The organism is Streptomyces coeruleofuscus, assembly GCF_039532725.1.
GTDB lineage: Bacteria > Actinomycetota > Actinomycetes > Streptomycetales > Streptomycetaceae > Streptomyces > Streptomyces coeruleofuscus.
Genome location: NZ_BAAASE010000003.1, coordinates 573989 through 597679, shown reverse-complemented (window position 1 = coordinate 597679; position 23691 = coordinate 573989). Strand labels below are relative to the sequence as shown.

Sequence of the window (23691 nt, the reverse complement as noted above, 5' to 3'; positions counted from 1 at the left end):
CCGTTACAAAGCAAACGCGTTTCGGGACGGGGTGGTGACACCTCTAAACTGACCCCCGTGACCGAGAACGCTCAGCAGCAGCCACCAGCGCCCAGCACCGACCTGCCGACCCAGTACGCGCCGGCCGACGTAGAGGGGCCGCTGTACGAGCGCTGGGTAGAGCGGGGTTACTTCGAGGCGGACGAGAAGAGCGACAAGCCGCCGTACACGATCGTCATTCCGCCGCCGAACGTCACGGGCAGCCTGCACCTCGGGCACGCCTTCGAGCACACTCTCATCGACGCCCTGACCCGCCGTAAGCGCATGCAGGGCTACGAGACGCTGTGGCAGCCCGGCATGGACCACGCCGGCATCGCCACGCAGAACGTCGTCGAGCGGGAGCTCGCCAAGGAGAACAAGTCCCGGCACGACCTGGGCCGTGAGGCCTTCGTCGAGCGGGTCTGGCAGTGGAAGGGCGAGTCCGGCGGACAGATCAGCGGACAGATGCGGCGCCTGGGAGATGGCGTCGCCTGGTCGCGTGAGCGGTTCACCATGGACGAGGGCCTCTCCCAGGCCGTCCAGACCATCTTCAAGCGGCTCTACGACGACGAGCTGATCTACCGCGCCGAGCGCATCATCAACTGGTGTCCGCGCTGCCTGACCGCCATCTCGGACATCGAGGTGGAGTACCAGGACGACGACGGCGAGCTCGTCTCCATGAAGTACGGCGACGGGGACGACACCATCGTCGTCGCCACCACCCGCGCCGAGACCATGCTCGGTGACACGGCCGTCGCCGTTCACCCCGAGGACGAGCGCTACCAGCACCTGATCGGCAAGCTGGTCAAGCTGCCGCTGACCGACCGCTCCATCCCGGTCGTCGCCGACGAGCACGTCGATCCGGAGTTCGGCACGGGTGCCGTCAAGGTCACCCCGGCGCACGACCCGAACGACTTCGAGATCGGGCAGCGCCACGACCTCCCGGCCCTGACGATCATGGACGAGCACGCCGTGATCACCGCCCACGGCCCCTTCCAGGGTCTGGACAGGCTGGAAGCGCGGTCGGCGATCGTCGCGGCCCTGCGCGCCGAAGGGCGGATCGTCGCCGAGAAGCGGCCGTACGTCCACTCGGTCGGCCACTGCTCGCGCTGCAAGACGACGATCGAGCCCCGGCTCTCCATGCAGTGGTGGGTCAAGGTCGGCCCGCTGGCGAAGGCCGCCGGTGACGCCGTCCGCGACGGGCGCGTCAAGATCCACCCGCAGGAGATGGAGAAGCGCTACTTCGACTGGGTCGACAACCTCCACGACTGGTGCATCTCGCGGCAGTTGTGGTGGGGCCACCGCATCCCGGTCTGGTACGGCCCGAACGGCGAGGTCGTCTGCGTCGGCCCCGACGAGCAGCCGCCGAGCGGAGAGGGCTGGCGTCAGGACACCGACGTCCTCGACACCTGGTTCTCCTCCGGCCTGTGGCCGTTCTCCACGCTCGGCTGGCCCGAACAGACCGAGTCGCTCGCGAAGTTCTACCCGAACTCCGTCCTGGTCACCGGCTACGACATCCTCTTCTTCTGGGTCGCCCGGATGATGATGTTCGGCCTGTACGCGATGGACGGCACCCCGCCGTTCCACACCATCGCCCTGCACGGCATGGTCCGCGACCAGTTCGGCAAGAAGATGTCGAAGTCCTTCGGCAACGCGGTCAACCCGCTGGACTGGATGGACAAGTACGGCAGCGACGCCCTGCGCTTCACCCTCGCCCGGGGCGCGAACCCGGGTGTCGACGTCCCGATCGGCGAGGACTGGGTCCAGGGCTCGCGCAACTTCGCCAACAAAATCTGGAACGCGACGCGCTTCGCGCTGATGAACGGCGCGACGGTGGACGGCCCGCTGCCGGACCCGTCGACGATGTCCTCGACGGACCGCTGGATCCTCTCCCGCCTGAACACGGTCGTCGCGGAGGTCGACGCGTTCTACGACGACTACCAGTTCGCGAAGCTGTCCGACTCCCTGTTCCACTTCGCGTGGGACGAGGTCTTCGACTGGTACGTCGAGCTGTCCAAGACGACGTTCCAGGCGGGCGGCGAGGCGGCCGAGGTCAGCAAGCGTGTCCTCGGTGAGGTCCTCGACGTCACGCTGAAGCTGCTGCACCCGGTGGTCCCCTTCGTCACCGAGACTCTGTGGACGACGCTCACCGGCGGCGAGTCGGTCGTCATCGCCGACTGGCCGAAGGACAGTGGCTTCCGGGACGCCGGCGCCGAGCGCGAGATCGAGAGCCTCCAGTCGGTCATCACCGAGGTCCGCCGCTTCCGCGCCGACCAGGGGCTCCAGCCCGGCCAGCGGGTCCCGGCCCGGCTGACCCTGGACGGCACGCCGTTCGCGGCGCACGAGGCCGCCATCCGCCAGCTGCTCCGGCTGCAGCTGGAGGGCGACGCCTTCACGGCCACGGCGACCCTGCCGGTCGCCGGCGCCGAGGTCGCCCTCGACCTCTCCGGCACGATCGACGTGGCGGCGGAGCGCAAGCGCCTCGCGAAGGACCTCGCGGCGGCGGAGAAGGAGAAGGCCCAGGCCGGCGCCAAGCTCGGCAACGAGGCGTTCCTGGCGAAGGCCCCGGACCACGTGGTGGAGAAGATCCGCACCCGCCTGTCCAAGGCGGAGGAGGACATCGCCCGGATCCAGGCGCAGCTGGAGAGGCTGCCGCAGGCGTAAGGGTTCGTACGGTCGTGGAGGCCCCGGTGCTGGTGAGCGCCGGGGCCTCCACGCGTTCGACCCGGGCGAACACCCCGACACAAACCACCCCCGAGCAATGTCACCGCCGCTCCGTAGACTGGCCCCGTGAGCGAGTTCCCTCCAGACCACGACGACGACCAGCCCGACCCCCTCGACACCTTCGACGAGATCATCGCGGAGGAGACCACCCGCGACCCCGACCTCGCCGTCATCGAAGCCGGCAGCCGAACGCTGCGCACCCAGGGCGGCCCGCCCGACGCCGACATCCCGACCCGGCCCGCCGACCCCGAGGTCGACAAGGCCCTGCGCGAGGTCGAGGCGGAGCTGGCCACACGCTGGGGCGAGACCAAGCTGGAGCCGTCCGTCAGCCGTATCGCCGCGCTGATGGACGTGCTGGGAGAGCCGCAGCGGTCGTACCCGTCGATCCACATCACGGGGACGAACGGCAAGACCTCCACGGCCCGCATGATCGAGGCCCTGTTCGGCGCCTTCGAGCTGCGGACCGGCCGCTACACCTCACCGCACGTGCAGTCGATCACCGAGCGCATCAGCCTGGACGGCGCCCCCATCTCGCCCGAGCGGTTCATCGAGACGTACCAGGACATCAAGCCGTACATCGAGATGATCGACGGGCAGCAGGAGTACCGGCTGTCCTTCTTCGAGGTGCTCACCGGCATGGCGTACGCGGCGTTCGCCGACGCGCCCGCCGACGTCGCCGTCGTCGAGGTCGGCATGGGCGGCTCCTGGGACGCCACGAACGTGATCGACGGTGACGTCGCCGTCGTGACGCCCATAGACCTCGACCACACCGACCGGCTCGGCACCACGCACGCGGAGATCGCGGCGGAGAAGGCCGGCATCGTCAAGCAGGGTGCGACCGTCATCCTGGCGCAGCAGCCGGTCGACGCTGCGCAGGTGCTGCTGAAGAAGGCCGTCGAGGTGGACGCGACCGTGGCCCGGGAGGGCCTGGAGTTCGGTGTCGTCGAGCGGCAGGTGGCCGTCGGCGGGCAGCTGGTGACGCTGCGCGGGCTCGGTGGTGAGTACCCGGAGCTGTACCTGCCGCTGCACGGCGCGCACCAGGCGCACAACGCGGCCGTCGCGCTCGCCGCCGTCGAGGCGTTCTTCGGCGTCGGCGCGCAGCGGGCCGAGCAGCTGGACCTGGACATGGTCCGCAAGGCGTTCGCGGCGGTCGCCTCGCCGGGGCGGCTGGAGGTCGTGCGGCGTTCCCCGACCGTCGTGCTCGACGCCGCCCACAATCCGGCGGGTGCCCGGGCGGCGGCCGAGGCCATCGGTGAGGCCTTCCAGTTCAGCCGGCTCGTCGGTGTCGTCGGCGCGAGCGGCGACAAGAACGTGCGCGGGCTGCTGGAGGCCTTCGAGCCGGTGTTCGCCGAGATCGTGGTCACGCAGAACTCCAGCCACCGTGCGATGGACGCCGACGAGCTGGCCGGCATCGCCGTCGAGGTGTTCGGTGAGGAGCGCGTCCAGGTCGAGCCGCGGCTGCCCGACGCGCTGGAGGCCGCGATCACGCTGGCCGAGGAGGAGGGCGAGTTCGCGGGCGGCGGTGTGCTCGTCACCGGTTCCGTCATCACCGTCGGCGAGGCCCGACTGCTCCTGGGGAGGGGCTGAGATCCCGTGCGTACGCTCTGTTCGTCGACTCTGATCGGCGAGTTCTTCATCATCGGCTTCGCCGGTCTGGTCGCCATGAAGGACCCCGACCTGTCCATGACGACCGTGTGGACGGTCAGCGGTGTCGCGATGTTCCTGTGTCTGGTGCTGTGCGGCCTGGTGACGCGCCCGGGCGGGGTCGCGCTCGGCTGGGCGTTGCAGATCGCGCTCATCGCGTCGGGCTTCGCCGTGCCGATGATGTTCTTCCTGGGCGTGGTCTTCGCGGCCCTGTGGTGGGCGTCCGTGCACTACGGGCGGAAGGTGGACGAGGCGAAGGCGAGATTCGCCGACCGGTCCGGCTCCTCCACACCTGACGCTGCGTAACAGGCGCCCCGACACGCCGGGTAATCTCGTCCCACCCGCACAACCTTGATACATAAGGAGCCCGTCGTGAGCCAGCGCACCCTCGTCCTCCTCAAGCCCGACGCCGTCCGTCGTGGCCTGACCGGCGAGATCATCAGCCGCATCGAGCGCAAGGCGGGCTGGACGATCACCGCGCTGGAGCTGCGCACCCTGGACCAAGACACGCTGGAGCAGCACTACGGCGAGCACAAGGGCAAGCCCTTCTACGAGCCGCTGGTGGAGTTCATGGCCTCCGGCCCGGTCGTGGCGATGATCGTCGAGGGTGAGCGGGTCATCGAGGGGCTGCGCGCTCTCGCCGGCCCGACCGACCCGATCGCCGCGGCCCCGGGCTCCATCCGCGGCGACTACGGCGTCATCGTCCGGGAGAATCTGATCCACGCCTCCGACTCGGAGGAGTCCGCCGAGCGGGAAGTGAAGATCTTCTTCCCGGGTCGCGCCTAAGACGCGTAGGGCGTGCAAAGTCTGGGGGCGTCCGCTCCCAGACTTTTCTGGCATATACGTGCCGATCGAGGGAACGATCGCCCCCGAACGCCCGTCTCCACAAGCGAACCCGCACAGCATCTGCTGACATTGGCGGAGACCCTCCCGCAGTGTTCGCGAAGGCGCGTCTACGATGGAAGCCTTCACGTCACAGCACCCACCTTTGCCTACCTGAAAAGCCCTCAAAAGCTAGTGGGAAGGCCAGACGAATCCTGATGGGGAACTCAATGTCGTTCATCGGCCGTGACATGGCTGTCGACCTCGGGACCGCCAACACGCTGGTGTACGTCAGGGGTCGCGGGATCGTACTCAACGAGCCGTCCGTCGTCGCGATCAACACCAACACCGGTGGCATCCTCGCGGTCGGTGCCGAAGCGAAGAAGATGATCGGGCGCACGCCCGGCAACATCGTTGCCGTTCGTCCGCTGAAGGACGGTGTGATCGCCGACTTCGAGATCACCGAGCGGATGCTCCGCTACTTCATCCTGAAGATCCACAAGCGGCGGTATCTGGCTCGTCCGCGGGTCGTCGTCTGTGTGCCCTCGGGCATCACGGGCGTCGAGCGCCGCGCCGTCATCGAGGCGTCGTCCCAGGCCGGCGCCCGCCAGGTGCACATCATCGAGGAGCCCATGGCCGCGGCCATCGGCTCCGGCCTGCCGGTCCACGAGGCCACGGGCAACATGGTGGTCGACATCGGCGGCGGCACCACGGAGGTCGCGGTCATCTCCCTCGGCGGCATCGTCACCGCCCAGTCCATCCGTGTCGCGGGCGACGAACTGGACAACGCGATCATCCAGCACATCAAGAAGGAGTACTCCCTCCTGCTGGGTGAGCGCACGGCCGAACAGATCAAGATCACGATCGGTTCGGCGTACGACCTGGACACCGACGAGCACACCGAAATCCGAGGCCGGGACCTGGTCTCCGGGCTGCCGAAGACCGTCGTCATCTCCGCGGCGGAAGTCCGCAAGGCGATCGAGGAGCCGGTCAACGCGATCGTCGACGCCGTCAAGACGACCCTCGACAAGTGTCCGCCGGAGCTGTCCGGCGACATCATGGACCGAGGAATCGTTCTGACCGGCGGTGGAGCGCTGCTGAGGGGCCTGGACGAGCGGCTGCGCCGGGAGACCGGTATGCCGATCCACATCGCCGAGGACCCTCTGGACAGCGTGGCGCTCGGTTCCGGAAAGTGCGTCGAGGAGTTCGAGGCGCTCCAGCAGGTGCTGGACGCCCAGCCGCGCAGATGACGTAACTCTTCGATTCCGCCGTACGGGACGATCTCCTCTCGTACGGCGGATCGTTGATATAGATGCATAAGCTCCCACAATGCAGCCCCTCGGGTTTCCCTGGGGCTTCCCGAATTCCTATGAGGAAGGGCACGGCCGCCGCACGTGAGGGACACACGAGAGAGCCGGCTGCTCCTGGTGCTGCTGATCGCCATCGCGTTCGCGTTGATCACGGTGGACATTCGCGGTGGGGAGGATTCCCCGGTCGACGGTGCCCGGAAGGGCGCGGCGACGGTCTTCGGCCCGATCGAGAGCGGCGTGGCGGCCGCGGTCGACCCGGTCGGCAACGCCGTCTCCGCCATCCGGGACTCCGGTGAGCGGCACGACCGGCTCGCCGTGCTGGAAGAGGAGAACGCGGCCCTGAAGGCGCGGCTCGGCAGCGACGACCGCAGCCGCAGCCGCCTCAAGCAGCTCGACAAGATGCTGAAGATCTCCGGCCGGGGCCAGTACGGCATCAAGGGCGCCGAGGTCATCGCCATCGGAGCCGCGCAGGGCTTCTCCTGGACCATCACCATCGACGTCGGCGCCAACGACGGCATCAAGCGCGACATGACCGTCCTGAACGGGGACGGGCTCGTCGGCCGGGTCACCACCGTCGGACCCAACACCGCCACGGTGCTGCTCGCCAGTGACCCCGACTTCACGGTCGGCACCCGGATGGAGGACAGCGACGAGCTCGGCTTCGCCTCCGGGCAGGGCGACCGCCCGCTGCGCGTGGAACTCCTCAACGGCAAGGCGGAGGTGAAGAAGGGCGACCGTCTGGTCACCTTCGGTTCGCAGGCCGACCGGCCGTTCGTCCCCGGCGTGCCCGTCGGTGTCGTCTCCCGCGTCGACCCGTCCGGCGGCGGGCTGACCCGCACGCTCTACGTCACGCCGTACGCCGCCTTCAGCAAGCTCGACATCGTCGGTGTCGTCGTCGAGGCCCCGAAGAAGGACCCGCGCGACACGGTTCTCCCGCCCAAGCCGAAGCCGACCCCCAGGCCGACGGTGACGGTGACCGTGACGCCGTCCGCCGAGGCCCCCGTGGACGGCCAGAACCAGCAAGAGCAGTAGGAGCTGTCACTTCATGCGCGTCAACCGGATCCTGCTCTCCTCCGCCCTGGTCGTCGTCGCCCTGGTCATCCAGGTGAGCGTCCTCGCCCGCCTCCAACTGCCGGGCGCCGTGCCCGACCTGATGCTCCTCACCGTCCTCGGCCTGGCCCTGGTGTACGGCCATGTGGGCGGCGCCCTCGTCGGGTTCGGCGCGGGCCTGCTCGCCGATCTGGCCCCGCCCGCCGACCACGCCGCCGGGCGCTACGCCCTCGTGCTGTGCGTCATCGGCTATCTCGCGGGCCTGGTGAAGCCGGATACGGGCCGGCTGAAGTCCGCGACCGGCCCCATGGTCGTGGTGGTCGCCGCCGCCCTGGGCTCCACCCTGCTGTACGCCGGGGTCGGTGCCCTCGTCGGTGACACCGCCGCCCGCCATGTGGGCCTGGGGAGCCTGCTCTTCACGGCCGCCCTGTACGACCTGCTGCTCGCCCCGTTCGTGGTGCCGGGGGTCATGGCACTGGCCAGACGCGCCGAGAACGATCCGCTCGCCGAGACCGGCTCCGCGGCCAAGGCCACGGACATCTCCTCCGGCTGGCTCTCCGGCGGCACCGGTCTGAGGATCGGCAGCCAGCGGAACGGGCTGCGGGTGAAGGCGGCCCGGGCACGGATGGCGCGGGCGGGGCGCATCAAGGGGGTCAAGCGGCTGTGACCGCAGGAAAGTTCACCCGAACGCGCCGCTCCGGTAGGAACGCCGGCTCCGGGGCCCGTCGTTCCTCACTCGTATCCGCACACGCGTGCCCGGAGACACCTTCGTACCCGCACATCCGTACGCGCACCGAGAGGGGGAGGCGGCCGCAGTGACCAACATTCCCGAGACCGGCCGGAACTCACGGGTCCAGATCCGGCTCGTCGTCATCCAGGTCCTCGTCCTCTCCCTCCTGCTCACCCTCGGCGGACGCCTGTGGTACCTCCAGATCCGTGAGGGCGCGGCGTACGCCAAGGAGGCATCGGGGAACCACGTCCAGCAGGTCGTCCAGCCGGCCGTCCGCGGCTCCATCCTGGACGCGCGCGGCGTGGCCCTCGCCGACAACGAGACGCGACTGGTCGTCTCCGCCTCCCGCACCGACCTGCTGAAGATGCCGGACGACGGCAAGGACGTCCTCACCAAGCTCGCCTCAGTCCTGGGCATGAAGCCCAAGGAGGTCCAGGAGAAGGTCCGGCTGTGCGACGCCGAGACGCCCCAGCCCTGCTGGAACGGCTCGCCCTACCAGCCCATCCCCATCACCGACGAGGCCACCCCCAAGCAGGCCCTCCAGATCCGCGAGCGCGCCGAGGACTTCCCCGGCATCACCGCCGAGCCCCAGGCCGTGCGCCGCTACCCGAGCCCGGGCAAGGCCAACACCGCCCAGGTCCTCGGCTACCTCTCGCCGGTCACCGACGAGGAGATCAAGAAGGCGCAGAACACCAACTCGCCGTACCTGCGCTCCGACCAGGTCGGCCGCTCCGGCCTGGAGCGCCAGTACGACAAGGAACTGCGCGGCAAGGCCGGCGTCACGCGCTACGAGGTCGACAACCTCGGCCGCGTCATCGGCCAGGCCGAGGCCGACCCGGCCCACCCCGGCGACAACCTCGTCACCAGCATCGACGCCCGCGTCCAGCGGATCGCCGAGTACCAGCTGAACGAGGCGATGAAGGAGGCCCGCAAGCAGCACGACCGCAACACGGGCACGAACTACAAGGCCGACTCCGGCGCCGTCGTCGTCATGGAGGCCAAGACCGGCCGCGTCGTCGCCATGGCCTCCAACCCGACGTACGACCCGAACGCCTGGGTGGGCGGCATCTCCGCCAAGGACTACACGCGGCTCACCGGCAAGAACTCCAACTACCCGCTGCTCAACCGCGCGATCCAGGGCCAGTCGGCCCCCGGCTCCATCTTCAAGGTCATCCCGACCGCCGCCGCGGTCAACGCGGGCTACTCCTTCAACGGCCCCTACCAGTGCTCCAGCTCGTACTCGATCGGCGGCCAGGTCTTCAAGAACTTCGAGTCCAAGGGATACGGCCCGATCAGCCTCGGCCGCGCCCTGGAGGTCTCCTGCGACACGGTCTTCTACCGGCTCTCCCACGAGGAGTGGAAGCGCGACGGCGGCACCAAGCCCAAGAAGAAGACCAACGACTGGTTCTACAAGACCGCCCACCAGTTCGGCCTCGGCAAGGAGACCGGCATCGACCTGCCCAACGAGGTCACCGGCCGCGTCCCCGACCGCAAGTGGAAGCTGGACTACTGGAAGGCCAACAAGGACGCCTGGTGCCGCACCGGCAAGCGCAACGGCAGCTACGCCGAGAAAATCGCCTACGAGAACTGCCTCGAAGGCAACCGCATGCGCGCCGGTGACTCCGTCAACTACTCCATCGGCCAGGGCGACACGCTCGTCACGCCGATCCAGATGGCCACGATCTACGGAGCCATCTCCAACGGCGGCACGATGTACACCCCCTCGGTCGGCAAGGCCGTCATCAGCGCAGACGGCAAGACGGTCACCCCGATCAAGCCCCAGGCGCACGGCAAGCTGCCGATGACGCAGAAGACGCGCAACGAGATAGACGATGCCCTCGCGGGAGTCGCCACCCGCGGTACGGCCGCCTGGAGGTTCGGCGGCTGGCCGCAGGACAAGATCCCGATGCACGCCAAGACGGGTACGGCGGAGGTCTACGGCAAGCAGACGACCTCCTGGTTCGCCACGTACACCAAGGACTACACGGTCGTCATGACGATCTCCCAGGGTGGTACGGGCTCCGGAGCCTCCGGCCCGGCTGTCCGCAACATCTACAACGCGCTGTACGGCGTCTCCCCGGAGGGCGACATCGACCCGAAGAAGGCGCTGCTGCCCACCCCGCAGAAGACCCTGCCGAAGGTCAAGACGGACGGCACCATCGCCTCCCCGAAGGTCCCCAAGGACCCGGCCAAGGACCAGGAGGCGAAGAAGAAGGACCCGAACGCCCCGGCCGACCCGCTCCAGCCGGCGACGGCGGCCCCGCCGACGCCGGAGAACCGTGACACCCGAAGGCGCCGGCGCCGGCGGGGAAGCCGGAGGTTGCCGACATGACCGGCGGTGTGAACAGCTTCCAGGTCTCCGGCTACGGCCCCGAGCGCTCCGGCTGGACCAGGCTCCTGGCCCGCGACTCGGTGGCGCGGCGCCTCGACTGGCCGATCCTGCTGTCGGCGACGGCCCTGTCGCTGCTCGGCACGCTCCTGGTGTACTCGGCGACCCGCAACCGCACGGAGCTCAACCAGGGCGACCCGTACTACTTCCTCGTCCGGCACCTGCTGAACACCGGCATCGGCCTCGCCCTGATGGCCGGCACGATCTGGCTCGGCCACCGCGGCCTGCGCACAGCCGTGCCGGTCCTGTACGGCCTCTCGGTCCTGCTGATCCTGCTGGTGCTCACCCCGCTCGGCTCCACGATCAACGGCGCCCACTCGTGGATCAAGCTCCCCGGCGGCTTCTCCCTCCAGCCCTCGGAGTTCGTGAAGGTCACGATCATCCTGGGCATGGCGATGCTGCTGGCGGCCAGAGTCGACGCGGGCGACAGGCAGTACCCCGACCACCGCACGGTCGTGCAGGCGCTGGGCCTGGCCGCCGTGCCCATGGTCATCGTGATGCTCATGCCCGACCTCGGGTCGGTCATGGTGATGGTCATCATCGTGCTCGGCGTGCTGCTCGCCTCCGGCGCCACCAACCGGTGGGTGTTCGGGCTGCTCGGCGCGGGCGCCATCGGCGCGATCACCGTCTGGCAGATCGGGGTGCTCGACGACTACCAGATCGCCCGCTTCGCCGCCTTCGCCAACCCCGAGCTCGACCCGGCCGGCGTCGGCTACAACACCAACCAGGCGCGCATCGCCATCGGCTCCGGCGGTCTGACCGGCTCCGGCCTCTTCCACGGCTCGCAGACCACCGGCCAGTTCGTGCCCGAGCAGCAGACGGACTTCGTCTTCACCGTGGCCGGGGAGGAACTGGGCTTCCTCGGCGGCGGACTGATCATCCTGCTGCTCGGCATCGTGCTGTGGCGGGCCTGCCGTATCGCCCGGGAGACCAGCGACCTGTACGGCACGATCGTCGCCGCCGGCATCGTCGCCTGGTTCGCCTTCCAGACGTTCGAGAACATCGGCATGACGCTCGGCATCATGCCGGTCACCGGACTGCCGCTGCCGTTCGTGTCGTACGGCGGCTCGTCGATGTTCGCCGTGTGGATAGCGATCGGTCTGTTGCAGTCCATCCGGGTCCAACGCCCGATGTCGGCGTGAACACCGGCGGGGCGGCCCCCTGCCGCCCCGCCCCCGTGCCCACTAGATTCGGTCCATGGCGGACACCAAGCGCGAGATCGAGCGGAAATACGAGTCCGAGGACAGCGGACTCCCCGACCTGACCGGTGTCGCCGGGGTCGCGGCCGTGCTCGACAAGGGCGTCGCCCACCTCGACGCCACCTACTACGACACCGCCGACGAACGCCTCGCCGCGTCGTCCGTCACCCTGCGCCGCCGCACCGGCGGCTCGGACGCGGGCTGGCATCTGAAGTTCCCCGTCGCCCCCGGCGTCCGCGACGAGATCCAGGCCCCGCTCTCCGACACCCTCCCCGGCGAGCTCGCCGGGCTCGTCCGCTCCCGCGTCCGCCACGGCGAACTGCTGCCCGTCGTCCGGCTGCGCTCCGACCGCGACGTACGCCACCTCGTCGACGCCGACGGCCGGCTGCTCGCCGAGGTCAGCGTCGACGCCGTACGGGCCGACCGGCTCACGGCCGGCGGTGGCGAAGCGCAGTGGACGGAGATCGAGGTGGAGCTCGCCGACGGGGGAGACCCCGCCTTCCTCGACAAGGTGGAGAAGCGGCTGCGCAAGGCGGGCATCCGACCGTCGGCCTCGGCGTCGAAGCTGGCGCGGGCCCTGGCGGAGACGGCACCGCACCAGCGGCGCGCGTCCGCCCCGGCCGGGGAACCGGTGACCGCCTCGGACCACGTCCTGGCGTACGTGCGCGCCCAGCGGGACGCCATCGTCGAACTCGACCCGGCCGTGCGGCGGGACGCCGAGGACTCCGTGCACTGCATGCGCGTGGCCACCCGCCGGCTGCGCAGCACCTTCAAGTCCTACGGCGAGATCCTCGACCGTACCGTCACCGACTCCGTCGGCGACGAGCTGAAATGGCTGGCCGGTGAGCTGGGACTGGACCGGGACCGCGAGGTGCTGACCGAACGGCTCACGGCGGCCCTCGACGAGGTGCCGGCCACCCTGGTCCGCGGCCCGGTCGCGGAGCGGCTGCACACCTGGGTGAGAACCGAGCACGGCGGGGCCCGAGTCCGGCTCATCGGCGTCCTGGACTCCCGCCGCTACCTCGCCCTGCTCGACACCCTGGACGCGCTGATCGCCGACCCGCCCCTGGGGAAGGCGGCCGGCAAGAAACCCCGCAAGCCGATCGCCGAGGCCGTGCAGAAGGACTTCCGCAAGGTCGCCGGGCTGGTCGAGCGGGCCGTGGAACTGGAACCCGGCACCGACCGCGACGTCGCGATCCACGAGGCCCGCAAGAAGACCAAACGCGCCCGCTACGCCGCGGAGGCAGCCCGACCGGCCCTCGGCAAGCCCGCCAAGGACCTGGTCAAGTCCATGAAAGCGCTCCAGATCCTGCTCGGCGAGCACCAGGACAGCGTGATGGCCCGGCAGGCACTGCGCGAACTGTCGGCGGTCGCCCACGCGGCCGGGGAGAGCTCCTTCACCTACGGCCTGCTCCACGAGCGCGAGGAGCAGCGGGCGGTGCGCGTGGAGACCGAGCTGCCCGGATTCTGGGAGCGGATCGAGGGCGGGGCGGCGGGCCTGTGATCTCCCGCGCGTACGGAGCTGCGGCCCGGTCGCGTTAGTCTGGATGGTCACCCTGTCCGTTCAGTCCAGCTCACGAAGGTGCGCGACATGTCTGCCGAAGTCGCTGCGTCGGTGTTCCCGCAGCTCGAAGCTCTGCTCCCGCACGTGCAGAAGCCGATCCAGTACGTCGGCGGAGAACTCAACTCCACGGTCAAGGACTGGGACTCCTGTGACGTCCGCTGGGCGCTCATGTACCCGGACGCCTACGAGGTCGGCCTGCCCAACCAGGGCGTCCAGATCCTCTACGAGGTCCTCAACGAGCAGCAGGGCGTCCTCGCCGAGCGCACCTACAGCGTGTGGCCGGACCTCGAGGAGCTGATGCGGGAGCACGGCGTCCCGCAGTTCACGGTGGACAGCCACCGGCCCGTGAAGGCCTTCGACGTGCTGGGCCTGTCCTTCTCCACGGAGCTGGGCTACACCAACATGCTGGCGGCCCTGGACCTCTCCGGGATCCCCCTGGAGGCCAAGGACCGCGGCCTGGACGACCCGATCGTCATGGCCGGCGGCCACGCCGCGTTCAACCCCGAGCCGATCGCGGACTTCATCGACTGCGCGGTGATCGGCGACGGCGAGCAGGCCGTGCTCGAGGTCACCGCGATCATCCGCGCCTGGAAGGCGGAGGGCCGCCCCGGCGGCCGCGAGGAACTGCTGTTCCGCCTGGCGAAGACGGGCGGGGTGTACGTGCCCGGCTTCTACGACGTCGAGTACCTGCCGGACGGCCGTATCGCCCGAGTCGTACCGAAGCGCAGCGGTGTCCCGTGGCGGGTCTCCAAGCACACGGTGATGGACCTCGACGAGTGGCCGTACCCCAAGCAGCCCCTGGTGCCGCTCGCGGAGACGGTCCACGAGCGCATGTCGGTGGAGATCTTCCGCGGCTGCACCCGCGGCTGCCGCTTCTGCCAGGCCGGCATGATCACCCGCCCGGTCCGCGAGCGCTCCATCACGGGCATCGGCGACATGGTCGAGCAGGGCCTGAAGGCGACGGGCTTCGAGGAGGTGGGCCTGCTGTCCCTCTCCTCGGCGGACCACTCGGAGATCGGCGACATCGCCAAGGGCCTCGCGGACCGCTACGAGGACGACAAGGTCGGCCTCTCCCTCCCGTCCACCCGCGTGGACGCCTTCAACATCGACCTGGCGAACGAACTCACGCGCAACGGCCGCCGCTCCGGCCTCACCTTCGCCCCCGAGGGCGGCTCTGAGCGCATCCGCAAGGTCATCAACAAGATGGTCTCGGAAGAGGACCTGATCAGGACCGTCGCGACGGCGTACGGCAACGGCTGGCGTCAGGTGAAGCTGTACTTCATGTGCGGCCTGCCGACGGAGACCGACGACGACGTCCTCCAGATCGCCGACATGGCGACGAAGGTCATCGCCAAGGGCCGCGAGGTCTCGAAGTCCAACGACATCCGCTGCACGGTCTCGATCGGCGGCTTCGTCCCCAAGCCCCACACCCCCTTCCAGTGGGCCCCGCAGCTGTCGGCGGAGGAGACGGACGCCCGCCTGGAGAAGCTGCGGAACAAGATCCGCGGCGACAAGAAGTACGGCCGCTCCATCGGCTTCCGCTACCACGACGGCAAGCCCGGCATCGTCGAGGGCCTGCTGTCCCGCGGCGACCGCCGGATCGGCGCCGTCATCCGCGCGGTCTACGACGACGGCGGCCGCTTCGACGGCTGGCGCGAGCACTTCTCGTACGACCGCTGGATGCGGTGCGCCGAGAAGGCGCTTGTCCCCTTCGGTGTCGACGTCGACTGGTACACGACCCGTGAGCGCACGTACGAGGAGGTCCTCCCCTGGGACCACCTGGACTCCGGCCTCGACAAGGACTGGCTCTGGGAGGACTGGCAGGACGCCCTTGACGAGACGGAGGTCGAGGACTGCCGCTGGACGCCGTGCTTCGACTGCGGGGTCTGCCCGCAGATGGACACCCAGATCCAGATCGGCCCGACGGGCAAGAAGCTCCTGCCCCTGACGGTCAAGAACGCGGAACCGGCGCCGAGCGGTCACGCGCACTGACGCGCTGACGGTCGTCCGACGGCGGCACCGCTTTCGTCTCGCCGCACGGGGAGCCCCCTCCGACCCGGAGGGGGCTTTTTCTCTTCCGACAGGCCGGGCCGGCAGGTGAGAGGCCGGCCGTTCGGGGGACCCGCTGGGCAGGCGGGGTCGGCGGCGTTCCCCTTGGGGGCCGGCCCGGCTCAGGTTCCCCCGGTTCAGCCATGTGCTGGGGGAGCCGTGTACGCCATGGGGGAGCCGTGTACGTCGAGGGCTGACGTCCCATTGCCTCGCATATCGATTTTCGATAGATTTCCATCGTAGCTCGATCGAAGGAGTGGCGATGGGGAAGCTGGCCGTGGCGGCGTTGCGTGTGGTGCTCGTGGTGCTGCTCGCGGGGTCGTTGTTCGTGCAGGGGGTGATGGTCCCGCTGCTGGCCATCGACATGAACGGGCTCAAGCCCGAGTACGCGTACCTGCGCACGCCGATCCTGGTGATCCTGGTCCTGGGTGTCGTGACCGCCCAGGTCGTCCTGGTCTGTGTGTGGCGGCTGGTGACGATGGTGCGTCGCGGGACGGTGTTCTCCACGGCCGCCTTCCGGTACGTGCACATCGTGATCGGCGCGTTCGTGGCGGCCGCCCTGCTGGTCTTCGCGCTCGCGGTCGTCCTCGCGCCGGGCGAGGCCGTCGCTCCCGGGGTGGTGCTGCTGCTCTGCGGGGTCGTCGTGGCCGTGCTGGGTGTCGCGCTGGTCGTGCTCGTACTGCGGATGCTGCTCGCCCAGGCCGTCGCACGGGACGTCGAAGCGGCCCGGATGCAGGCCGAGTTGGAAGAGGTCATCTGATGCCGATCGCCGTCGACATCGATGTGATGCTGGCCAAGCGGAAGATGTCCGTGGGCGAACTCGCGGAACGCGTCGGCATCACCCCCGCCAACCTGGCGGTCCTCAAGAACGGCCGCGCCAAGGCGGTCCGCTTCTCGACCCTCGCCGCCCTCTGCGAGGTCCTCGAGTGCCAGCCGGGGGATCTGCTGCGCTGGGAGGCGGACGGGGCCGCCGACCGGACAATGTCCTGATGGAGAACATCAGCATCCGCCCGGCCCGGACCGGCGAACTGGCGACCGCGGCGGCACTTCGCTGGGAGTGGCTCGTCGAGAGCGGCGGCGAGGCCCCCGGCGAACGCGAGGAATTCTTACGGCACTTCGTCGACTGGGCCCGGGACAACGCGGGCTCGCACCGGTGCATGGTGGTCGTGCGTGACGACGGCGTCGTCATCGGCATGGCCTGGCTGGCGGTGGTGCAGCGGGTGCCCACGCCACGGGCGCCGCGGCGGGCCTCCGGCGACCTCCAGTGCGTGTACGTCGTACCGGAGGCGCGTGACGGCGGGCTGGGCGGACGGCTCATCCGGGCGGTTCTGGACGAGGCCCGGGAGCTCGGGCTGGAGCGGGTGACCGTGCACTCGACCCGGCGGGCGATCCCCGCGTACGCGCGGTGCGGTTTCCAGGAGTCGCCCCGGCTCCTGCAAGCCCGGGCCGCGGACGCGTGAACCGTATGATCATGACGCCAGGTGGAGGATCTGCGGAAGAACGGGGCGGGGCTGTGCGGTGCTGGAGCCGGACGGGGCGCTGAGGCGTCTACGACGGTATGGATCTGGAGAAGTCGGCCCGAGAGGGCTCCGAGACGCGAGTCGATCTGCGGAAACGGGTGCCCGAACCGTCCGCGCCGCCGGTGCGTGAGGCGGCGCCCGAGGGGTGGCTCGCCGTCGCGATCCGGATTCCCGTGCGGATCGTCGTGCTCCTGCTGGTCGTCCCCGTGCGGATGGTGTGGGACGCGCTCGTCGTGGTCGGGCGGTTCCTGAACGACGTGCTGTTCCGGCCGCTGGGCCGGGCGCTGCTGTGGCTCGGGCGGGCGGTGTTCGTCTGGCCGTTCGTGGGGCTGTGGCGGTATGTCGTCGTGCCGGTGGCCAAGGCGCTCGGGTGGCTCGGGAACGTGCTCCTCGTCGTGCCTCTGGTGTGGCTCTACCGGTACGCGCTGACGCCGGTGGGACACGCGATCGCGTGGGTCGCCACCGGGGTCGTCAGGGGCGTCGGCGCCGCGCTCGGCTGGGTGTACTCGTATCTGCTCACGCCGGTCGGGCGTGCCGTGATGTGGGTGCTGAAGGGGCTCGGCGCCGTGCTCGCCGCGGTCGGGGCCGGCGTGTACGCCGTCGTGGCGTGGCTCGCCCGGTACCTGGTCGTCGTACCCGCCGTGTGGCTGTACACGTGGGTGCTCGCGCCCGTCGGGCGGGCGATCGTCTGGTGCGGCAAGGGGCTCGTGTGGCTGGTGAGCACGATCGTCACCGGCATCGGTACGGTCCTCTACTGGATCGCCCGGATCCTGCTCGTCCTGCCCGCGCTCGCCGTCTGGCGCTGGGTGTTCGCCCCGGTCGGACGCGTCCTCGCCGTCATCGGACGCGAGATCCGGGACGCTCTGGGGCACGCCTGGCGCGTCGCCGGGTACGTCTCGCTCGCCGTCGGGCGGTTCCTCGCGACGCTCTTCCGGTGGATCTTCGTCGAGCCGGTGCGCTGGGTGTACCGGAGCGTGCTGACGCCCGTCGGGCACGTCGTGCGGGACGTCGTCCTGCGGCCCGTCGCCGAGGCCGCCCGCAGTGTGGGACGGGCCACGCGGCAGGCGCTGGCCTCAGCCCGGGAGTCCGTACGCCAGGCGCGCGCCGACTTCCGGCGGATGCTCTTCGGGGAGCCGGCGCAGCCGCAGCCGGTCGACCTCGGGGAACCTTCGGGCCGCGAGGCACGTACTCTTGGTAGAAGTACGACCGCTCTCACGAAGGACTGAACGACACTGGGCAAGCGACAGCCCGAAGGCCCGCCGCCCGCACCCGCGGTGCAGCGCATCCGACTGCGCTACACCAAGCGCGGCCGCCTCCGGTTCACCAGCCACCGTGACTTCCAGCGCGCCTTCGAGCGTGCGTTGCGCCGTGCCGAGGTGCCGATGGCCTACTCGGCGGGCTTCACACCGCACCCGAAGGTGTCGTACGCCAATGCCGCACCCACCGGCACGGGCAGTGAGGCGGAGTACCTGGAGATCGCGCTCACCGCGCCCCGCGACCCGGAGCGGCTCAGGGCCCTCCTCGACGAGTCGATGCCCACCGGGCTGGACATCGTCGAGGCGGTCGAGGCCCGTACCTCGGGTCTCGCCGACCGGCTGACGGCTTCCGTGTGGGAGCTGCGACTGGACGGCGTGCCGCAGGAGGACGCCCGCCGAGCGGTGGACGCCTTCAACGCGGCCGAGACCGTCGAGGTCCAGCGCCTCATGAAGAACGGCGTCCGTACCTTCGACGCCCGCTCCGCCGTCGCGGGCCTGGAGATCCGCGACCTCGCGGAAACGCAGAGTTCCCAGGCTGATAGGCCGACCGACCAGCCCTGTGCGATACTGCGGCTGGTTGTTCGGCACGTGACGCCTGCCGTACGACCCGACGACGTCCTGTCCGGTCTCCGCGCCGTGGCCGACCTGGCGCCGCCGGTCCCCGCAGCGGTGACCAGGCTGGCGCAGGGGCTGTTCGATGAAGAGACCGGCACGGTGACCGACCCGCTCGCGCCCGACCGCGAGGCAGCGGAGGCCCACTCAACGGCCGAACCGACTGCCGCCGCGACGGCGTCGGCGTAAGGAAGGTTCCGCGTAGGGACGGACGTCGTAGCGCCGCCCTCGGACTCGGGAGCCACCTGGGTCGGGCAGCGTACCGACCAGAAGACTTTCGCCAGGCCGTACGCATTCGGCGTACGGAACCGGCGAGACAGGACACAGAGAGCTCCCGTGCGGCGCCCGCGCCCCGGACGGCGGCGACGCGCACAGCGCGAGCCGCGGACGTCACCGGCACAGCCGGACCAGGCGCGGCGCCCGGGAGCCTGACGGGAGAAAAGCCCGCATGCTCGGACCGACCGAACCCACAGAGTCCGCCACGGACTCCGAACAGAACACCCCCAGCGACACCCTGCCGCCTCGCCGGCGGCGCCGTGCCGCGTCCCGGCCGGCGGGTCCGCCCGTCGGCACCTCCTCCGACGCTCCGGTGGAGACCGTCACGCCGGCCATACCGGCCGCGGAGCCCGAGGACCTCGCGGCCGACGCCGTAGAGGACGGCGAGGTCGAGGAGGCCGCCGCCGAGGAGACGGCCGTGGCGGCGCAGGAGACTTCCGAGGCCGCGGAGAGCGCCGAGGAGGCCGCGCCCGCCGCTCCGAAGCGGCGCCGTGTGGTCCGTCGTGCCGCCGCGCCCGCCGGGGCTCCCGCGTCCGCCGAGGCCGCCGAGACCGTGGTGCCGGTGACCGCTACGGCTCCGGCCGGCTCCGAGGCGCCGGAGCAGGCCGAGGCCCCCGCACCCGCCGAGGGGTCCGAGGACGCCGCTCCCCGGCGCACCCGGCGTCGTGCGACGCGCACGGTGACCTCCCCCGCCGCGACCCCGGCGGAGACGGCGACGGCGACGGCCGCCGTCGCAGAGACCGAGCCGGGCGTCCCTGAGGCCGCCGCGGCCGCTGACGGCGCCGACACCACGGAGGCCGCCGAGGAGGCTGCTCCGCGCCGGACTCGGCGGCGTGCCACCCGACGCGTGACCGCGCCCACCGCAGCGCCTGCCGCCGCGGACGCGGCCGAAGAAACCGCCGACGCGGGCCGGTCCGGCTCCGTCGCCACCACCGACGCGCCCGCCGAGGCCGTCGCTGCCGCGTCTGGTGGGCCCGCCGAGGCCCCCTCCGGCTCGCCCGCCGAGGAGGCGAAGGCACCTGTGACCGATTCCCCTGCCGCTGAGTCCGACGGAGCGTCCGAGGCCGCCGCTCAGGCTTCCGAGCCCGCCGAGGACGCCGCTCCGCGGCGGCGCCGCCGGGCCGTCCGCCGGGCCGCCAGTGGTTTCGCCGAGCCCGCGCAGTCCTCGCGGGGTTCCCGGTCCTCGAAGTCCGCGCAGGCCGACGCCGGTGACGACGAGACGTCGGCGCGGCCCGCGCGGCCCGCTGTCGCCGTGTTCCAGGCGCCCGTGTTCACCGAGCCCCAGTTCCAGACGCCGGAGCGGGCCGCCGCCGCGGCCGCCGCCGAGGCGGCCGGGTCCGATGAGCCCGAGGAGGCGGAGGAGTCCGCGTCGGCCGAGGTGCGCGAGGAGCAGTCCGGCGGGTCGCGCCGCCGGCGTCGTCGCCGGGGTTCCGCGGACGAGCCCGAGGCCCAGGCCGCCGAGGCCCCCGCTGCCGAGAGTGCCGCCGTCGACGAGGCGGAGGAGCCCGAGGAGTCCGCCGAGGGCGAGGACCAGGACGACTCCGAGGGCGCCGGCTCGCGCCGTCGCCGTCGCCGGGGCGGCCGCCGCCGTCGGCGCGGTGAGTCCGCCGAGAGCGACGCCGAGGGCGGCGAGGGCACGGACGCCGAGTCCGAGCAGGCCGCCGAGGACAGCGCGGAGCAGGCCGAGGAGGACCAGGACGAGTCCGACGAGGCCGCCGACCGTGACGAGTCGGGCGGCGGCTCCAGCAGCAGCCGCCGGCGCCGTCGTCGTCGCCGCCGTGCCGGTGACACCGCGGCCGACGCCGCCGAGCCCTCCGAGGACGACCCGGAGCGCACGGTCGTCAAGGTCCGCGAGCCCCGCCCCAAGGCCGAACCGTCCGACGAGGTGCAGTCCATCAAGGGCTCGACCCGTCTGGAGGCCAAGAAGCAGCGCCGCCGGGAGGGCCGCGAGCAGGGCCGCCGCCGCGTTCCGATCATCACCGAGGCCGAGTTCCTGGCCCGGCGCGAGGCCGTCGACCGCGTGATGGTCGTCCGGCAGCACGGCGACCGTACGCAGATCGGCGTCCTGGAGGACGGCGTGCTCGTCGAGCACTACGTCAACAAGGAGCAGTCGACCTCGTACGTCGGCAACGTCTACCTCGGCAAGGTGCAGAACGTGCTGCCGTCGATGGAGGCCGCCTTCATCGACATCGGCAAGGGCCGCAACGCCGTCCTGTACGCCGGTGAGGTCAACTTCGAGGCGCTCGGCATGGCCAACGGCCCGCGGCGCATCGAGTCCGCCCTGAAGTCCGGGCAGTCCGTGCTCGTCCAGGTGACCAAGGACCCCATCGGGCACAAGGGCGCCCGCCTGACCAGCCAGGTCTCCCTCCCCGGGCGCTACCTCGTGTACGTGCCCGAGGGCTCCATGACCGGCATCAGCCGCAAGCTGCCCGACACCGAGCGGGCGCGGCTGAAGACGATCCTCAAGAAGATCGTCCCCGAGGACGCGGGCGTCATCGTGCGCACCGCCGCCGAGGGCGCGAGCGAGGACGAGCTGCGCCGGGACGTCGAGCGGCTCCAGGGGCAGTGGGAGGACATCCAGAAGAAGTCCAAGAACGGCGGCAGCTCAAATGCACCGTCGCTGCTGTACGGCGAGCCGGACATGACGGTCCGGGTCGTGCGCGACATCTTCAACGAGGACTTCTCCAAGGTCGTCGTCAGCGGCGACGAGGCGTGGTCGACCATCCACGGGTACGTCTCGCACGTCGCGCCGGACCTCGCCGAGCGGCTCCAGAAGTGGACCTCCGAGGTCGACGTCTTCGCCACGTACCGGATCGACGAGCAGCTCGCCAAGGCGCTGGACCGCAAGGTGTGGCTGCCCAGCGGCGGTTCGCTGGTGATCGACCGGACCGAGGCGATGGTCGTCGTCGACGTCAACACCGGCAAGTTCACCGGCCAGGGCGGCAATCTCGAGGAGACCGTCACCAGGAACAACCTGGAGGCGGCCGAGGAGATCGTGCGCCAGCTCCGGCTGCGCGACCTCGGCGGCATCATCGTCATCGACTTCATCGACATGGTGCTGGAGTCCAACCGGGACCTGGTGCTGCGGCGCCTGCTCGAATGCCTGGGCCGGGACCGCACGAAGCACCAGGTGGCCGAGGTGACCTCGCTGGGCCTCGTGCAGATGACCCGCAAGCGGGTCGGGCAGGGGCTCCTGGAGTCCTTCTCCGAGACCTGCGTCCACTGCAACGGACGCGGTGTCATCGTGCACATGGAGCAGCCGACCTCCGCCGGAGGCGGCGGCAAGCGGAAGAAGCGTGCGCGTGCCGGTGCCGCCGAGCCGCACGTGCACGAGGCGGCCGTCGAGACCGCCGAGGAGGAGGCGGAGACCGAGGCCGAGGTCGGTGCCGAGATCGCCGAGCCGATCGCGCTGCCCGAGCCGGTCTTCGAGCCCGACGAGGAGCTGTACAGCAGCGCCGCCGAGGCGGAGGCCGCGGCCGGTCGCGGGCGGACGCGACGCCGGACGAGCCGGCGGGCGTCGGCTCCGGCGGGTGCGCCGCGCGGCGAGACGGCCGAGCCGAAGGCCCGGCAGGACAGGCAGGCCGAGCAGGCCGAGGCCGAGGTGCCGACGGCTCAGGACGTGACGACAGCCGAGGAGGTCGCCCGTCCGGTGCAGCCGGAGCCGGCCGCCGAGGCGCACGCCGAGCCGATGGCCGTCGAGGACCCGGTCGTCGAGGCCCCGGCCGCCGAGGAGGCCGCGCCCAAGGGCCGTGGCCGTCGTCGGGCGACGCGCAAGGTGTCCGCACCGGCCGGTTCTCCGGCGGGGGCGGAGGCGACCGTGGTGACGGTTTCCGAGACCGCGCCCGCCGCGTCCGAGGCCACGGAGGCGCCCGAGCAGGCCGAACAGCCCGCGGCGACTGCCGAGGCGGCCGTCGAGGCGCCCGCCGAGAGCGCCGCCCCGGCCCGTCCGCGGCGCCGTGCCGTGCGCAAGCCCACCGTGTCCACCGCGTCCGAGGAGGCGGCCGTCGTGGTCGTCCCGTCGGCCGCGGCCGAGGAGGCCCCCGAGGCGGCCGAGGCCGCCGTGGCTGAAGGCACCGCCACGGAGGAGGCCGCCGAGGAGTCGGCCCCGGCCAAGAAGACGGCCCGCAAGACGGCGAAGAAGGCCACGGCGAAGAAGGCCGCCACCAAGAAGACCGCGGCGAAGAAGACCGCGGCCAAGAAGACGACGGCGAAGAAGGCGGCGGCGAAGACCACCAAGACCGCCGCCAAGAAAACCACGTCGAAGAAGACCGTCGCGGCGGAGCAGCCCCGCTCCTCCGTCTCGGCCTCCACCGACGAGGACTGACCGGCATCGACGCCCGCCGGGGCGTGCGCGAACCTGCGTACGCCCCGGCGGACGTGACCGGCGTGACCGGTCGCACAGGGGCCGGGCACGGCTCGGTTTGACCCCTTCGGCCGCAGCCCCGTAACCTTGACCGTCGGCGTGTCGAATGACGCGTCACATCCCCGTAAACCTCATCCTCCGGGCGCCGGGCGCCCAGGAGAGGCC

General features: G+C 70.8%; 17 protein-coding genes. All 17 read left to right on the top strand.

Annotated features, from left to right (window positions below):
* The first annotated feature begins 57 nt into the window (after positions 1-57).
* The 17 genes from ABFX81_RS13905 (at position 58) to ABFX81_RS13825 (ending at position 23487) form a co-directional block, all read left to right on the top strand.
* Entirely contained in the window at positions 58-2682 is a 2625-nt protein-coding gene (locus ABFX81_RS13905) for a valine--tRNA ligase (RefSeq protein ID WP_086853895.1), read from the top strand.
* Positions 2683-2808: 126 nt separating this feature from the next.
* Positions 2809-4329 carry a bifunctional tetrahydrofolate synthase/dihydrofolate synthase gene (folC, locus tag ABFX81_RS13900; protein WP_086853893.1) on the top strand — a complete coding sequence of 507 codons (1521 nt, stop codon included), beginning with the start codon at positions 2809-2811 and terminating at the stop codon, positions 4327-4329.
* A gap of 6 nt (positions 4330-4335) precedes the next feature.
* On the top strand, positions 4336-4692 hold the full coding sequence (locus ABFX81_RS13895) for a DUF4233 domain-containing protein (protein WP_086853891.1): 357 nt from the start codon (positions 4336-4338) through the stop codon (positions 4690-4692).
* Positions 4693-4758: 66 nt separating this feature from the next.
* Positions 4759-5172, top strand: coding sequence for a nucleoside-diphosphate kinase (gene ndk, locus ABFX81_RS13890; protein ID WP_020271915.1), 414 nt, complete (start codon positions 4759-4761; stop codon positions 5170-5172).
* 266 nt (positions 5173-5438) lie between these two features.
* Positions 5439-6458, top strand: coding sequence for a rod shape-determining protein (locus tag ABFX81_RS13885; RefSeq protein WP_006133575.1), 1020 nt, complete (start codon positions 5439-5441; stop codon positions 6456-6458).
* Between the two features lie 144 nt (positions 6459-6602).
* Positions 6603-7550 (top strand): rod shape-determining protein MreC, encoded by a 948-nt coding sequence (mreC, locus tag ABFX81_RS13880; RefSeq protein WP_086853889.1) that lies wholly within the window; start codon positions 6603-6605, stop codon positions 7548-7550.
* Between the two features lie 13 nt (positions 7551-7563).
* Positions 7564-8235, top strand: a complete 672-nt coding sequence (gene mreD, locus ABFX81_RS13875) for a rod shape-determining protein MreD (protein WP_086853886.1) — start codon at positions 7564-7566, stop codon at positions 8233-8235.
* Between the two features lie 148 nt (positions 8236-8383).
* Complete coding sequence (gene mrdA, locus ABFX81_RS13870; protein WP_086853884.1) at positions 8384-10630, top strand: penicillin-binding protein 2; 2247 nt, start codon at positions 8384-8386, stop codon at positions 10628-10630.
* Complete coding sequence (gene rodA, locus ABFX81_RS13865) at positions 10627-11829, top strand: rod shape-determining protein RodA (protein ID WP_086853882.1); 1203 nt, start codon at positions 10627-10629, stop codon at positions 11827-11829. The genes mrdA and rodA overlap by 4 nt, the downstream gene beginning before the upstream one ends.
* Positions 11830-11884: 55 nt before the next feature.
* A complete protein-coding gene (locus ABFX81_RS13860; protein ID WP_086853880.1) occupies positions 11885-13390 on the top strand; it encodes a CHAD domain-containing protein in 1506 nt (501 codons plus the stop codon).
* An 87-nt stretch (positions 13391-13477) separates the two neighbouring features.
* A complete protein-coding gene (locus ABFX81_RS13855; RefSeq protein ID WP_346138111.1) occupies positions 13478-15442 on the top strand; it encodes a TIGR03960 family B12-binding radical SAM protein in 1965 nt (654 codons plus the stop codon).
* 319 nt (positions 15443-15761) lie between these two features.
* On the top strand, positions 15762-16259 hold the full coding sequence (locus tag ABFX81_RS13850; RefSeq protein WP_086851555.1) for a DUF2975 domain-containing protein: 498 nt from the start codon (positions 15762-15764) through the stop codon (positions 16257-16259).
* Positions 16259-16489, top strand: a complete 231-nt coding sequence (locus tag ABFX81_RS13845; RefSeq protein WP_086600810.1) for a helix-turn-helix domain-containing protein — start codon at positions 16259-16261, stop codon at positions 16487-16489. The genes ABFX81_RS13850 and ABFX81_RS13845 overlap by 1 nt, the downstream gene beginning before the upstream one ends.
* Complete coding sequence (locus ABFX81_RS13840) at positions 16489-16959, top strand: GNAT family N-acetyltransferase (RefSeq protein ID WP_086851557.1); 471 nt, start codon at positions 16489-16491, stop codon at positions 16957-16959. Before ABFX81_RS13845 ends, ABFX81_RS13840 begins: the two co-directional genes overlap by 1 nt.
* A 98-nt stretch (positions 16960-17057) precedes the next feature.
* The gene (locus ABFX81_RS13835; RefSeq protein ID WP_346138109.1) at positions 17058-18245 is read left to right on the top strand and encodes a hypothetical protein; all 1188 of its coding nucleotides are present in this window, start codon (positions 17058-17060) and stop codon (positions 18243-18245) included.
* Positions 18246-18293: 48 nt separating this feature from the next.
* A complete protein-coding gene (locus tag ABFX81_RS13830; RefSeq protein WP_086851559.1) occupies positions 18294-19076 on the top strand; it encodes a TIGR03936 family radical SAM-associated protein in 783 nt (260 codons plus the stop codon).
* 259 nt (positions 19077-19335) lie between these two features.
* On the top strand, positions 19336-23487 hold the full coding sequence (locus tag ABFX81_RS13825; RefSeq protein ID WP_086851561.1) for an Rne/Rng family ribonuclease: 4152 nt from the start codon (positions 19336-19338) through the stop codon (positions 23485-23487).
* Positions 23488-23691: the final 204 nt, after the last annotated feature.

What these genes read in the sequence shown, in the direction of transcription:
- ABFX81_RS13885 (WP_006133575.1), top strand. Translation starts at nt 5,439, where the DNA reads ATGTCGTTCATCGGCCGTGACATGGCTGTCGACCTCGGGACCGCCAAC.
- mreD (WP_086853886.1), top strand. Translation starts at nt 7,564, where the DNA reads ATGCGCGTCAACCGGATCCTGCTCTCCTCCGCCCTGGTCGTCGTCGCC.
- rodA (WP_086853882.1), top strand. Translation starts at nt 10,627, where the DNA reads ATGACCGGCGGTGTGAACAGCTTCCAGGTCTCCGGCTACGGCCCCGAG.
- ABFX81_RS13860 (WP_086853880.1), top strand. Translation starts at nt 11,885, where the DNA reads ATGGCGGACACCAAGCGCGAGATCGAGCGGAAATACGAGTCCGAGGAC.
- ABFX81_RS13855 (WP_346138111.1), top strand. Translation starts at nt 13,478, where the DNA reads ATGTCTGCCGAAGTCGCTGCGTCGGTGTTCCCGCAGCTCGAAGCTCTG.
- ABFX81_RS13850 (WP_086851555.1), top strand. Translation starts at nt 15,762, where the DNA reads ATGGGGAAGCTGGCCGTGGCGGCGTTGCGTGTGGTGCTCGTGGTGCTG.
- ABFX81_RS13845 (WP_086600810.1), top strand. Translation starts at nt 16,259, where the DNA reads ATGCCGATCGCCGTCGACATCGATGTGATGCTGGCCAAGCGGAAGATG.
- ABFX81_RS13840 (WP_086851557.1), top strand. Translation starts at nt 16,489, where the DNA reads ATGGAGAACATCAGCATCCGCCCGGCCCGGACCGGCGAACTGGCGACC.
- ABFX81_RS13835 (WP_346138109.1), top strand. Translation starts at nt 17,058, where the DNA reads ATGGATCTGGAGAAGTCGGCCCGAGAGGGCTCCGAGACGCGAGTCGAT.
- ABFX81_RS13825 (WP_086851561.1), top strand. Translation starts at nt 19,336, where the DNA reads ATGCTCGGACCGACCGAACCCACAGAGTCCGCCACGGACTCCGAACAG.